At 66.9% G+C, this 13,269-nt stretch carries 13 protein-coding genes; 7 read left to right on the forward strand and 6 right to left on the reverse strand.

The features are described 5' to 3' along the window. The first annotated feature begins 179 nt into the window (after window positions 1–179). The 7 genes from ACWELQ_RS19790 (at window position 180) to ACWELQ_RS19820 (ending at window position 6,941) form a co-directional block, all read left to right on the forward strand. Window positions 180–773 carry a methyltransferase family protein gene (locus ACWELQ_RS19790; RefSeq protein WP_452398508.1) on the forward strand — a complete coding sequence of 198 codons (594 nt, stop codon included), beginning with the start codon at window positions 180–182 and terminating at the stop codon, window positions 771–773. A gap of 437 nt (window positions 774–1,210) precedes the next feature. Beyond that, complete coding sequence (locus ACWELQ_RS19795) at window positions 1,211–1,843, forward strand: hypothetical protein (RefSeq protein ID WP_452398509.1); 633 nt, start codon at window positions 1,211–1,213, stop codon at window positions 1,841–1,843. A 97-nt stretch (window positions 1,844–1,940) separates the two neighbouring features. Then, on the forward strand, window positions 1,941–4,241 hold the full coding sequence (locus tag ACWELQ_RS19800; RefSeq protein WP_452398510.1) for an FdhF/YdeP family oxidoreductase: 2,301 nt from the start codon (window positions 1,941–1,943) through the stop codon (window positions 4,239–4,241). Beyond that, window positions 4,238–5,050, forward strand: coding sequence for a formate dehydrogenase accessory sulfurtransferase FdhD (gene fdhD, locus ACWELQ_RS19805; RefSeq protein ID WP_452398511.1), 813 nt, complete (start codon window positions 4,238–4,240; stop codon window positions 5,048–5,050). Before ACWELQ_RS19800 ends, fdhD begins: the two co-directional genes overlap by 4 nt. A 99-nt stretch (window positions 5,051–5,149) precedes the next feature. After that, entirely contained in the window at window positions 5,150–5,521 is a 372-nt protein-coding gene (locus ACWELQ_RS19810; RefSeq protein ID WP_452398512.1) for a nuclear transport factor 2 family protein, read from the forward strand. A 73-nt stretch (window positions 5,522–5,594) separates the two neighbouring features. After that, the gene (locus tag ACWELQ_RS19815; protein ID WP_452398513.1) at window positions 5,595–6,131 is read left to right on the forward strand and encodes a hypothetical protein; all 537 of its coding nucleotides are present in this window, start codon (window positions 5,595–5,597) and stop codon (window positions 6,129–6,131) included. A gap of 195 nt (window positions 6,132–6,326) precedes the next feature. Further along, the gene (locus tag ACWELQ_RS19820; RefSeq protein ID WP_452398514.1) at window positions 6,327–6,941 is read left to right on the forward strand and encodes a dihydrofolate reductase family protein; all 615 of its coding nucleotides are present in this window, start codon (window positions 6,327–6,329) and stop codon (window positions 6,939–6,941) included. Between the two features lie 70 nt (window positions 6,942–7,011). Here the strand turns inward: ACWELQ_RS19820 and clpX are convergent, their stop codons facing one another. From clpX to ACWELQ_RS19850, 6 genes are all read right to left on the reverse strand, one after another. Beyond that, window positions 7,012–8,292, reverse strand: a complete 1,281-nt coding sequence (clpX, locus tag ACWELQ_RS19825) for an ATP-dependent Clp protease ATP-binding subunit ClpX (RefSeq protein WP_452398515.1) — start codon at window positions 8,290–8,292, stop codon at window positions 7,012–7,014. A 339-nt stretch (window positions 8,293–8,631) separates the two neighbouring features. Then, window positions 8,632–9,255 carry an ATP-dependent Clp protease proteolytic subunit gene (locus ACWELQ_RS19830; protein ID WP_379358286.1) on the reverse strand — a complete coding sequence of 208 codons (624 nt, stop codon included), beginning with the start codon at window positions 9,253–9,255 and terminating at the stop codon, window positions 8,632–8,634. Window positions 9,256–9,357: 102 nt separating this feature from the next. After that, on the reverse strand, window positions 9,358–9,939 hold the full coding sequence (locus tag ACWELQ_RS19835; RefSeq protein ID WP_452398516.1) for an ATP-dependent Clp protease proteolytic subunit: 582 nt from the start codon (window positions 9,937–9,939) through the stop codon (window positions 9,358–9,360). A gap of 247 nt (window positions 9,940–10,186) precedes the next feature. Continuing rightward, window positions 10,187–11,590, reverse strand: coding sequence for a trigger factor (tig, locus tag ACWELQ_RS19840; protein WP_452398517.1), 1,404 nt, complete (start codon window positions 11,588–11,590; stop codon window positions 10,187–10,189). A gap of 164 nt (window positions 11,591–11,754) precedes the next feature. Continuing rightward, window positions 11,755–12,345 (reverse strand): FKBP-type peptidyl-prolyl cis-trans isomerase, encoded by a 591-nt coding sequence (locus ACWELQ_RS19845; RefSeq protein ID WP_452398518.1) that lies wholly within the window; start codon window positions 12,343–12,345, stop codon window positions 11,755–11,757. Window positions 12,346–12,400: 55 nt separating this feature from the next. Further along, window positions 12,401–13,006, reverse strand: a complete 606-nt coding sequence (locus ACWELQ_RS19850; protein WP_452398519.1) for a TetR family transcriptional regulator — start codon at window positions 13,004–13,006, stop codon at window positions 12,401–12,403. Window positions 13,007–13,269: the final 263 nt, after the last annotated feature.

Raw genomic sequence — 13,269 nt, forward strand, 5'->3', positions numbered from 1 at the left:
CGCACCTCACGGTGCGGGCGGGCCGTTCTGCATCCCCGAAGCATCCCTCGCTCCCGGGCGGATCTACCGGTCCCAATGGGGTTTACCGGTCGCCGAGAGTTTCCACCCGAGGGTGGAGATGCGAAGTGCCGGGGGTGGTGGCCGGGCGACCGGCATCGGCGCAGGCTGGGGTTATGGACGTGGTCGATCTTCTGGTTCGGGTAGCCGTGTGGAGCAGCCAGCTCGTTTGGGTGGTCTGGCTGGGGACGGCGGTGTGGTTCGCGGCGGTGCGGCGGGACGGTCTCGGGGGGAAGGTCAAGCACTTCCTCGGGACGTTGCTGCCGGAGCCGTGGATGATCGTCGGGATCGTAATCCTGGTGTTGGCAATGAATTTCGTGCCGCGGCGGGTGTGGGATCCGGTGAGCTGGGACGTGCGGCCGATGCTGGCGCTGGGCGCGGTGGCGATCATCGCGGGGTCGGTGCTCATGGTGTGGGCGCGGCTGGCGCTGGGGACCATGTGGGCGGGGCGGCCGTTGATTCAGGAGGAGCACGAATTACGGATGAGCGGGCCGTATCGCGTTGTGCGACATCCGATTTACACGGGACTGCTCGCCTTGGTGGGCGGCGCGGCGCTGTTGCGGGGCGGCCAGTCGATCGTGATTTTCGCGTTCGTGCTGGCCTGGTTGGTGCGCCGGGTGCGGGTGGAGGATCGCATGCTGATCGCCACCTTCGGGCAGCGCTACGAGGAGTACCGGAACGCGGTTCCGGCACTCCTCCCGCTCGCCAAGCGTTAGGTGCCCATCGGCATGAGCAGCGACTTGGTCTCGCAGTAGGCGTCCAGGCCCTCGGCGCGGCCGAAACCGTGGTCACCACAGGCGTGGTCGGCACCGCATTAGGCTGCGGCGGTGGCTGATTCCCATTCGGCTGTGCCGACGTAGTGATGACGGGCGGCGGATTGGCTTGCGTCGTCGAGCATTTGCCACTGGCGGGCTTGACCGAACCGTCGGGACAATACTGCGGCTGCGCGGAGGGGCAGATCCCGCTCGCGGGTTTCACCGAACCATCAGGGCAATACTGCGGCTGAGCCGACGGACAAACCCCGCTCGCGGGCTTGACCGAACCGTCGGGACAGTACTGCGGCTGAGCCGACGGACACACCCCACTCGATGGTTTCACCGAACCATCCGGACAGTACTGCGGCTGTGCGGAGGGGCAGATCCCACTGGCGGGCTTGACCGAACCGTCCGGGCAATACTGCGGCTGGGCCGACGGGCAGACGCCGCGCGACTTCACCGTCCCGTCAGGGCAGTACTCCGGCTGGGACGACGGGCAGACTCCACTGTCTGGCTTGACCGAGCCGTCCGGGCAGTACTGCGTGACGGGCTTGTCGCAGGTGGTGCCGCAGCCGGGGGCCGGGTTGCAGTTCTCGGTGCATTTCGGCGTCTTGGGTTCGCCGGTGTCCTTGTTGGCGGGGCCGTCGTGGGTGCCGCCGCCGCAGTCGGAGCAGTTGTACTTCGGCTGCACGGTGGGCGGAATCTCCGTGACGGACGGAACTTTCACCGGTGCGGTGTACTGTGGCGCCGGAACAGGCGCCGTGGTGACCGGAACCTGTTGGGTGGCACCGGGTTCGGCCCAGCCGACAGCGGCCGGTGTGATGAGCGCGATGACCGCTGCGAGCATCAGGAGCAAACGCAGGGTTCGGGGTGAAAATCTCACCGCGCGGGTTGGTTTCGCATGCCGGTCCCCACCGGCACGCCGAACAGAATACGGATGTGTCGTCATCGGCGTGACCCCTCGCTTGTTCGATGGTAAGGCCAACCGAGCCCGCCGCCCTGTCTATCGCGGCAACGATCACCCACGTTGACGCAGAAGACCGACCAGTCCTGTAAGTCGGGCGTTCCGGACCTACGATGCGAGTACCGACTGGGAGAGCCACCGCGCCGGAGAGGACAATCGTCACCATGCATCGTGCCGCGCCGAAGAGCGATATCGACGAGTCGGACCTGACCGTCACCGCGCCGAAGACCGAGGCAGCGGGCGTCAAGGCGGTGACGGTCGCGCTCGAGCGCGCGGTCGAGGAGATGGGCGTGGTGCGCACCGCCCGCACCCTGACCCGGGTGAATCAGCGCCACGGCTTCGACTGCCCGGGCTGCGCCTGGCCGGAACCGACCGGTCGGCGGCGTCCGGCGGAGTTCTGCGAGAACGGCGCGAAGGCCGTCGCCGAGGAGGCGACCCTGCGCACGGTCACCCCCGAATTCTTCGCCGAGCACTCGATCGACGACCTCGCCGAGAAGTCCGGCTACTGGCTCGGCCAGCAGGGCCGCCTCACCCACCCGATGGTGCTGCGCGAGGGCGAGACCCACTACTCCCCCATCGCCTGGGACGACGCCTACCGCCTGATCGCCGAGGAGCTGCGCGGCCTGGCCTCCCCCGACGAGGCCGTCTTCTACACCTCCGGCCGCACCGCCAACGAGACCGCCTTCCTCTACCAGCTGCTCGTGCGCAGCTTCGGCACCAACAACCTGCCCGACTGCTCGAATATGTGCCACGAGTCCTCCGGCACCGCGCTGACCAGCTCGATCGGCATCGGCAAGGGCTCGGTCACCATCGACGACTTCAACAGCGCCGATCTGATCATCGTGGCCGGGCAGAACCCGGGCACCAACCATCCGCGCATGCTCTCCGCGCTGGGTGAGGCTAAGGCGCACGGCGCCAAGATCATTGCCGTCAACCCGCTGCCGGAGACCGGGCTCATCGGGTTCAAGGACCCGCAGACGGTGAAGGGCTTCACCGGCGGCATCACCATCGCCGACGACTTCCTGCAGATCCGCCTCGGCGGCGATATGGCCCTGTTCCAGGGCCTGGGCAAGCTGCTGTTCGAGGCCGAGGACCGCGCACCGGGCACCGTCGTGGACCGCGCCTTCGTGGACGCGCACACCGCAAGCTTCGCCGAGTACGAAAAGCAGATGCGCGCAGTCGATCTCGCCGTCGTCGAGCAGGCCACCGGCCTGTCCCGCGAAGACCTCGACCGCACCGCGAAACTGCTGGCCGAATCCAAGGCCACCATCATCTGCTGGGCCATGGGCCTCACCCAGCAGGTGCACGGCGTCGCCACCATCGAAGAGGCCACCAACCTGCTGTTGCTGCGCGGCATGATCGGCAAGCCGGGCGCGGGCGTGTGCCCGGTGCGCGGCCACTCCAACGTGCAGGGCGACCGCACCATGGGCATCTGGGAGAAGATGCCCGAGACCTTCCTCGCCGCCCTGGACCGCGAATTCGGCATCACCAGCCCGCGCGAACACGGCTTCGACACCGTCAACGCCATCCGCGCCATGCGCGACGGCGGCGGCAAGGTGTTCTTCGGCATGGGCGGCAACTTCGTCTCCGCCACCCCGGACACCGAGGTCACCGAGGCCGCGCTGCGCAATTGCGCTCTCACCGTGCAGGTTTCGACCAAGCTCAACCGCAGCCACGTGGTGCACGGGCGGACCGCGCTCATCCTGCCGACGCTGGGCCGCACCGACGAGGACACACAAGACGGTGTGCGCCAGCAGGTTTCGGTCGAGGACTCGATGTCCATGGTGCACCTGTCGACGGGTCGGCTCACCCCGGTCAGCGATGAGCTGCGCAGCGAGGTCGCCATCGTGTGCGAACTCGCCGAAGCCCTCTTCGGCCCCGGCCATTCGGTGCCGTGGGCGGAGTTCCGTCGCGACTACGACAAGATCCGCGACGCCATCGCGAACGTCGTGCCCGGCTGCACCGACTACAACGCGAAGGTGCGCGGCCGCAACGGTTTCCAGCTCCCACACCCGCCCCGCGACGCCCGCGAGTTCCGCACCACGACCGGCAAGGCCAACTTCGCGGTCAACGACCTGCACTGGCTGCCGGTCCCCGAGGGGCGCCTCATCCTGCAGACACTGCGCAGTCACGACCAGTACAACACCACCATCTACGGCCTCGACGACCGCTACCGCGGCATTCACAACGGGCGGCGCGTGGTGCTGGTCAATCCCGAGGACATCACCGCCCTCGGCTTCGCCGAAGACGATCTGGTGGACGTGATCTCGGAGTTCGAGGACGGTACCGAACGACGCGTCATCGCCTTCCGCCTGGTCTCCTACTCCACCCCGCGCGGCAATGCCGCCGCCTACTACCCGGAGACCAATCCGCTGATCCCGCTGGACCATGTGGCCCGGCGCTCCAACACGCCCGTCTCCAAGGCCGTCACCATCCGCCTCGAACGCCATATCCACACCGCATGAGCAGAGTCACCGCGCGTCGCCGTACCCTCCGCATCTCCCCGACCGGCATCGTCACCCGCCCCGACACCCTGGCCGTGGAGGAGCCGCTCGAAATCCGCACGGGCGGACAGTCTCTGACGGTCACCATGCGCACGCCCGGTGCGGACATCGATCTGGTGCACGGCTTCCTCTACGCCGAGGGCCTCATCGATTCGGCCGACGACATCGTCACCGCCCGCTACTGCGCGGGCACCGACGAGAACGGGCAGAACACCTACAACGTGCTCGACGTCCAGTTGCGCACTCCCCGGCCGATCACCCCGCGGCCGTTCCTGACCAACAGTTCCTGCGGCCTGTGCGGCAAAACCGCCCTCGACGAGGTGCAGACCAAGCTGCGGCACCCGATCCCCGCGGGCACGCCCCGCGTCGAGATCGACACCCTCGCCAAGCTGCCCACCGAATTGCGGTCCCGCCAGCAGGTTTTCGACGCCACCGGCGGACTGCACGGCGCGGGTCTGTTCACCGTGGCCGGCGAGGCGCTGGCGGTGCGCGAGGACATCGGCCGCCACAATGCCGTCGACAAGCTGATCGGCTGGGCGATGCGCGAAAACCGGCTGCCCGCACACGATCTCATCCTCATGGTGAGCGGCCGCGCGTCCTTCGAACTGGTCCAGAAGGCCGCCATGGCCGGGATTCCGATCCTGGGCGCGGTCTCGGCGCCCAGTTCGCTGGCGGTGGATCTGGCCGCCGAGTCCGGCCTCACCCTGGTCGGCTTCCTGCGCGGCGAGTCCATGAACGTCTACTGCGGAGACGACCGGCTCGCTCTGTGAACGGGCGCGTCCACAGGGTGAGCCGGAGGGGTTCCTTCGGACCGCCCGACTGTTAGGCTCCGCAGTAGAACACGTTTCACTTTTGATGGGAGTCTCTCCATGGCAGCGCAGCCCCGGGATGTCGTCGAGCAGTACGTGAAGTTGGTGGCCACCGGACCGACGTCCGCGATCGTGGACCTCTACGCCGAGGACGCCATCGTCGAAGACCCGATCGGGACCCCCGAACGGCGCGGCCACGAGGCCATCGGCGAGCTCTACAAGGCCCTGGAAAACCTCGACCGGGAGACCGAACTGCACACCGTCAAGGTGGCGGGCAACCAGGTCGCCGCCTCCTTCACCCTGGTCACCGTGTCCAACGGACACCGCATGACGCTGTCGCCCATCGACGTGATGGAACTGAACGACGAGGGCAAGATCGTCAGCATGCGGGCCTACTGGGGTCCCGACGACCTGAAGATGGAGCAGATCTAGCGCTCGGGCTTGTCCCCTCCCCCTCCCCGAATTACGGTGGCAGCACAGTGATTCGGCGAAGGTGGGAGGGCCTGTGCGGATCTCGTTGCGCGGTACCGGTGACGGCATACGGGTGAACTTCCGGCTGGAGGTGAACCGGCGGCAGTGGATGACACTGTTCGGGCTGCTGGGCTTCTTCACCGCGGTCGGCGTCATCACCGGGCTGTGGGCGATCGTCGCACCCGAGTCCTTCTACGACAGTTACCCTTTCGGCCTGCACTGGGTGCGCGGCGATGGACCCTACAACCACCATCTGATCACCGACACCGGCGCGTTCTTCCTGGCTCTCGGCGCGATCAGCGGGACCGCGCTGTGGTATCGCGACAGCGTCATCGCCCGGGTCTCCGGATTCGGCTGGCTGGTCTTCGGCCTGCCGCATGCCCTCTACCACGTCATGCACCGCCCCGAGGCGCTCAGCACCATCAGCTACACCTTCGACATCCTCGGAGTGCTGCTGCTGCCCGCGCTGGCCCTGGCGATCCTGCTCGTCGCGCCCCGCGAACGGTTCCCGGTCCCCGAGCCCGCGCCCTTCACACTCAAACTTCCCCGTCGGCAGCCCCCGCGCCGATGAATTCTCCCGCGCCGCACCGTCGTAACAGGTGACCCAAACGCACCGATTTCCGGAGTAACGGAGTAAAGGTTCAACGGCGAACCACGGGGGATCAACGGCGATTCCCGCGACGGGCGCGATCGGTTTCACCGACCGTCACCGACTCCAGGCTTTCGGTGTTGTCACGACAGCACGGAAAGCCCACAGGAGAACATCATGGAACTGTCGGTCACCCAGTTCGTCACCATCGACGGTGTCTATCAGGCGCCGGGTGGACCGTCGGAAGATCCGAGCGGGGGGTTCGCGCACGGCGGCTGGTCCGCGCCCTTCGGCGACGACGACTTCGGCGCATTCATGGTCTCGGTCTTCGACAAGGTCGATGCCTTCCTGCTCGGCCGCAAGACCTACGAGATCTTCGCGAGCTACTGGCCCCACCACAACGCGCCCGGCCACCCCATCGCCAACAAGCTCAACGAGCTCACCAAGTACGTGCCCACCAGCACCCTGGATCACGCCGACTGGTCGGGAACCGAACTGCTGCACGGGGATCCGATCAAGGAGATCACGGCACTCAAGGCCAAGCCCGGCCGCGAACTCCAGGTCCACGGCAGCGGCGCACTGGTCCGCTCCCTGCTGGCCGCCAACCTCGTCGACACCCTGAACATCCTGACCTTCCCGGTCATCCTCGGCACCGGCAAACGCCTGTTCCCCGAAGACGCTCACCCCACCGCCTTCACCGTCGCCGAAACCCGCGTCACCCCCAAGGGCGTGGTCATCGCGAGCTTCCGCAACAACGGCGCCCCCACCTACGGCGACTTCGCCGACGAGTGAACAACTCTCGCGAACAAAAAACCGGCTCCGCGAGAAAGATTCTCGCGGAGCCGGTTTCGTTCGTTTCGGGCTAGGCCGACTTCTCGCGGCGCTCCGGGGTCTGGCGCTTGCGGGGAACGATCGTGGGCAGCACGTTGTCGTTCACCGTGTCGGCGTTGACGACCACCTTGGCGACATCGTCGCGGCTGGGGATGTCGTACATGACCGGGAGGAGCACCTCCTCCATGATGGCGCGCAGGCCACGAGCGCCGGTGCCACGCAGGATCGCCTGATCCGCGACGGCCTCCAGCGCGTCCTGGGTGAACTCCAGATCGACGCCGTCCATCTCGAACAGGCGCACGTACTGCTTCACCAGGGCGTTCTTCGGCTCGGCCAGAATCCGGACGAGGGATTCCTTGTCCAGGTTGGTGACCGAGGCGACGATCGGGAGGCGGCCGATGAACTCGGGGATCAGACCGAACTTGATCAGATCCTCGGGCATCACGTCCGCGAAGTGATCGGCGGTGTCGATCTCGACCTTGGAGCGGACCTCCGCGCCGAAACCGATGCCGCGCTTGCCGACCCGGTCCTGCACGATCTTCTCGAGACCCGCGAACGCGCCCGCCACGATGAACAGCACGTTGGTGGTGTCGATCTGGATGAACTCCTGATGCGGGTGCTTGCGACCGCCCTGCGGCGGCACCGACGCCTGCGTGCCCTCCAGGATCTTCAGCAGCGCCTGCTGCACGCCCTCACCGGATACGTCACGGGTGATGGACGGGTTCTCCGACTTGCGGGCGATCTTGTCGACCTCGTCGATGTAGATGATGCCCGTCTCGGCGCGCTTCACGTCGTAGTCCGCGGCCTGGATCAGCTTCAGCAGGATGTTCTCGACATCCTCACCGACATATCCGGCCTCGGTGAGCGCGGTCGCGTCCGCGATGGCGAACGGGACGTTCAGCATCTTGGCCAGCGTCTGCGCCAGATAGGTCTTGCCACAGCCGGTCGGGCCGAGCATCAAGATATTCGACTTCATCAACTCGACCGCTTCACCGCGGGAGTCCCGGCCCTTGTCGCCGGCCTGAATTCGCTTGTAGTGGTTGTAGACCGCGACCGCCAGCGTGCGCTTCGCCGCGTCCTGCCCGATCACATACTGCTCGAGGAAATCCCGGATTTCCGCGGGCTTGGGCAACTCGTCGAGCTTGACCTCGCTGGATTCGGCGAGCTCTTCCTCGATGATCTCGTTGCACAGGTCGATGCACTCGTCGCAGATGTACACCCCCGGTCCCGCAATGAGCTTCTTGACCTGCTTCTGGCTCTTTCCGCAGAACGAGCACTTCAACAGATCGCCGCCATCACCGATGCGCGCCATCTCCTGGGTCCCTACTTCCTTGTCCGCGTGCAACCGTCTGTCCCCGGTTGCCGGCGAGCTGCCTTCTTCGAGCGTATGCCGCGACCCCTGAGTTTGCGGATCCGGCGATTCGGCTGAGTGATTCCGCAGTGCCTACTTCAAACACGTTGGTGGATCCAAAAGCAGAGCCGACAACCACGAGCAAAGGTCCCTAGAGTGACCGTACCCGCTTCTCGTGACCGAGGTCGACAACTTGGGCACGTTTCTCACCGGACATGTGCGTGGACTCACCTCTGCCCTGGGCGGCGGGAGACGGTTGTGGCCATTGGCAACACAACCGTGACCCGCCACCCACGCGGTTCACTTCTGAGCGCTGAGCTTGCGGTACTCGAACACCGTGTCGACGAGACCGTATTCCTTCGCCTCGTCGGCGGTGAGGATCTTGTCGCGGTCGGTGTCCTTGCGGATGACATCCGCGTCCTTGCCGGTGTGGCGAGCCAGCGTGGTCTCCATGAGGCGACGCATGCGCTCGATCTCCGCGGCCTGGATCTCCAGGTCGGAGACCTGGCCCTGGATACCGCCCGAGGTGGACGGCTGGTGGATCAGGATGCGGGCGTTGGGCAGCGCGGCGCGCTTGCCGGGGGCGCCGGCGGCGAGCAGCACGGCCGCGGCCGAGGCGGCCTGACCCAGGCAGACGGTCGCGACATCGGCGCGCACGTACTGCATGGTGTCGTAGATGGCCATCAGCGCGGTGAAGGAACCACCGGGCGAGTTGATGTACATGGTGATGTCGCGGTCGGGATCAAGGGATTCCAGGACCAGCAACTGCGCCATGATGTCGTTCGCGGAGGTGTCGTCCACCTGCGCGCCGAGGAAGATGATGCGCTCCTCGAACAGCTTGTTGTAAGGGTTGGACTCCTTGACACCGAAGCTGGAGTGCTCGACGAACGACGGCAGGATGTAGCGGCCCTGCGGCATCTGCATCCCGGTGGAACCGGCAGCGGCGAAAGTGATGCCCGCGGCCCGCGGATCGATCATGTTGGACATAAACGTCTCCAATAGTCTGTGTGGGTGGGCTGCGGAGAGCTAGTTACCGTTCGCCTGGCTCGCGTGCGACACGACGTGGTCGATGAAGCCGTACTCCAGGGCCTCGGCGGCGGTGAACCAGCGGTCGCGGTCGGCGTCGGCGGTGACCTGCTCGACGGTCTTGCCGGTGAACTGCGACTGCAGCTCGTTCATCTCGCGCTTGGTGTAGGCGAACTGCTCGGCCTGGATCGCGATGTCGGCGGCGGAACCACCGATACCGGCGGACGGCTGGTGCATCATGATCCGCGCGTGCGGCAGGGCGTAGCGCTTGCCCTTGGTGCCCGCCGCGAGCAGGAACTGACCCATCGACGCGGCGAGACCCATACCGACCGTGCGGATGTCGCACTCGGCGAACTGCATGGTGTCGTAGATGGCCATGCCCGCGGTCACCGAGCCGCCCGGCGAGTTGATGTAGAGCGAGATGTCCTTGGTCGGATCCTCGGCGGACAGCAGGAGAATCTGCGCGCAGAGCCAGTTCGCGATGTCGTCGTCGACCTGAGTGCCCAGGAAGATGATGCGGTTGCGCAGCAGGCGCTCGTACACCGAATCACTGAGGTTCAGACCAGCAGTCGCGGATGTCATGCGCACCCCTGCCTGATGAATTGTCACGGATACCTGCCCTCTCTCAACGGCTCGGTTACAAGCCACCTACTGATCACTTGAATGTTCCAGCGCTGACACAAACCCTAACGAAGCAGGGCGGCACCAGACTCCCGGTACCGCCCTGCTTCGCTCACAGCGCAAACTTACGTCAACACTCCGTGTTCCAGTGCCTGGGGGCTCCCAGGGGTGTCACCCCCGAGAACCCGGCACCGGGTGTGCTGAATCCTTACTTGGCCTCGGCCTCGGCGGCTTCGGTGGCGTCGGCCACGGTCGCGAGCTCTTCCGCCGACACTTCCTCGGCCTCTTCGGCCGGGCTGCCGAACATCTCGGCGGTGTCCACGGTGTTGCCGGCGGTGTCGGTGACGGTGGCCGCGACCACCACACCGGCGAGGGCCTTGCCGCGACGCACGTCGGCGAAGACCGCGCCGAGCTGACCGGCCTGCTGGATCTGCTGGATGAACTGATCCGGGCTCATGCCGTAGCGCTGCGCCTGGAAGATGATCCGCTCGTACAGCTCGTCCTGGCCGACCTGGGTGTTCTCCGCCTCGGCGACGGCGTCCAGCAGCAGCTGGGTCTTGACCGACTTCTCGGCGGCTTCCTTGGTGTCCTTCTTGAACTCCTCGAGCGAGGAGCCCTCGGCCTCGAGGGCCTCGGCCAGCTTGGCCTCGTCGTGGTCGAAGCCGTGCACGGCGTCGTGCTCGACCGCGTCGACCTCGGCCTTGACGACACCCTCGGGCAGCGGGATCTCGACGGTCTCGAGCAGGGCCTCGAGGACCTTGTCGCGGATCTCGCCGGCCTGCTGGACCTTCTTGACGCGCTCGACGCGGGTCTTGAGGTCTTCCTTCAGCTCGTCGATGGTGTCGAATTCGCTTGCCAGCTGGGCGAAGTCGTCATCGGCCTCGGGCAGCTCGCGCTCCTTGACCGACTGCGCGGTCACGGTGATGACGGCTTCCTTGCCCGCGTGCTCGCCGGCGACCAGGTTGGAGGTGAAGTCCTTGGACTCGCCCTCCTTCAGGCCGATGAGGGCCTCGTCCAGGCCCTCGATGAGCTGGCCGGAGCCGACCTCGTGGGACAGGCCGGTGGTGCTGGCCTCCTCGACGGCCTCGCCGTCGACGGTGGCGGACAGGTCGATGGAGACGAAGTCGCCGTTCTCGATGGCGCGCTCGACCGACTTCAGGGTGCCGAAGCGGGCACGCAGCGACTGCAGCTGCTCGTCGATGTCGGCGTCGGTGATCTCGATCGGGTCGACCTCGACCTTCAGGGTCGAGAACTCCGGCAGGGTGATCTCCGGGCGGATGTCGACCTCGGCGGTGAAGGCCAGCTCCTCGCCGTCCTCGATCTTGGTGATCTCGATCTCGGGCTGGCCGATGACCTTCACCTCGGTCTCGATGACGGCCTCGCTGTAGCGCTTGGGCAGCACATCGTTGACGACCTGCTCCAGCACGGCGCCGCGGCCGACGCGGGCCTCGAGAAGCTTGGCCGGGGCCTTGCCCGGACGGAAGCCGGGGATCTTGATCTGCTGCGCGAGAGCCTTGTAGGCGCGATCGAAGTCCGGCTTCAGCTCCTCGAAGGGCACCTCGACATTGATGCGGACCCGAGTCGGGCTCAGCTGCTCGACGGTGCTCTTCACGGACATGCTCCTTGTTCGTTGTACATGGTTGACGTCTAGGTTCCCCCCGAACGCATCCCGACCAGGTTAGTTGACGGCTCGCACGCCCGTGTAACCGGTCGCGGACCGGGCGGGACGGCGGCCGGTCGGTCGACCGGTCGCGCTGGTGGGAGGGGTTGTGCCGGTTAGGAACCGACCTTGACGGCGTCGGTCACGAAGACCAGCGTCTCGTTCGGCTTGATGCCGTGGCCGCCCTGGCCGTAGCCGAGGTTGGGCGGGATGACCAGCAGGCGGCGGGTGCCCTGCTGGATGCCGACCAGGCCCTGGTCCCAGCCCTTGATGACCTGGCCGGCGCCCAGCGTCAGGTCGAAGGTCTGGCCGCGGGTGAAGGAGCTGTCCAGCTTCTTCTTGTCCGACCAGGTGATCAGCGTGTAGTTGGTGCTCAGCTGCTGCCCGGCGGCCGCGGCCGGGCCGGTGCCGGTGACCAGGTCCTTGGTGAACAGCTCGGTCGGCGGTGTGCAGCCGTCCGGCAGCGTGATGCCGGGGGCTTCGCCGAAGCCGCCGGTCACGGTGATGGTGCAGTCCTTGCCGTCGGCCTGCGGCAGCGCGACGGTGAACGTCTGCGAGGGCTTGGCCGCCGTCGAGGTGGCCGCCGTCGCCGAGCCGGAGGCGTCGGTCTTGCCGTCACTCTTGCTGTCGCCGCTGCCGCAACCGGCCACCAGCACCAGCGCGGCCGCGACCGCACCGATCGCACCGACCTTGCCCACCAAGCGCATTCCCGCTCCTGCCCGTCATCCGGATTGCCGCAGAGATTGCGACGCCGCGCCGAACCTACACTCCGGGGTCGGCCTGCGCCGGGGAGGGCGCGGCCGGGCGGAGCGCGACGGGCGCGGCGGCGAGGCTCTGCACGGCGGCGGCGATGGCGGGACGCATGTCGTCCAGCACCCGGTCCGGGCCAAGGATCATGCGCCGCAGCTGCGGCATGGCCAGCGTCCAGCCGACCAGGCCGAGGGTGAAGAACAGCAGGTCGCGGGGATCGCCGGCGGTCATGGCGGATTCGGCGGCGGCGACCTTCTCGAAGTAGTGGCGGGTGCGGTTCTCCTCGTCGGGCACCGGGTCCTCGCCGAGTTCCAGTGCCTCCCACAGCAATAGCCGCAGCGCCTCGGGGTGGGCGCGGTGGTAGTCGAAGAGCCGGCCCGCGTAGTCGCCGAGATCCTCGGCGGGCGGAACCGCGACGGCGAGGTCGCCCATGAGCCGTTCCAGCACCGCCGCGAACAGCGCCTTCTTGTCGCCGAAGTAGTCGTAGATGGCGCGTTTGTTGGCCTGCGCGGTGGCGGCGATGCGGTCGACCCGGGCCCCGGCCACGCCGTACGCGGCGAATTCCGTCGTCGCCGCGGCGAGGATGCGTTCCCTGGTCGCTGCCGAGTCGTATGCCATGGCCGCGATTGTAACGAACCAGTTCGTTTGACAGGTCAGGCGCGGATTTCTACCATCGACGAGCATCCGAACTAACTAGTTCGATCGAAAGGGAATGGCATGCAGGTCCCCCTCCGGCGACAACGCCCCCCGACCCGGATCGCGCCCACCGCGACTCGGAATCCGCCCGCCCCGGGCCCGGCGTCCAGGAAAAGCACTGCGGCCGAACATGACCCGAGCCCCGGCACCGCACGCACCCAGACGACCGCGCGGCCGGATCCGGC

It is taken from the genome of Nocardia sp. NPDC004722 (assembly GCF_053601505.1).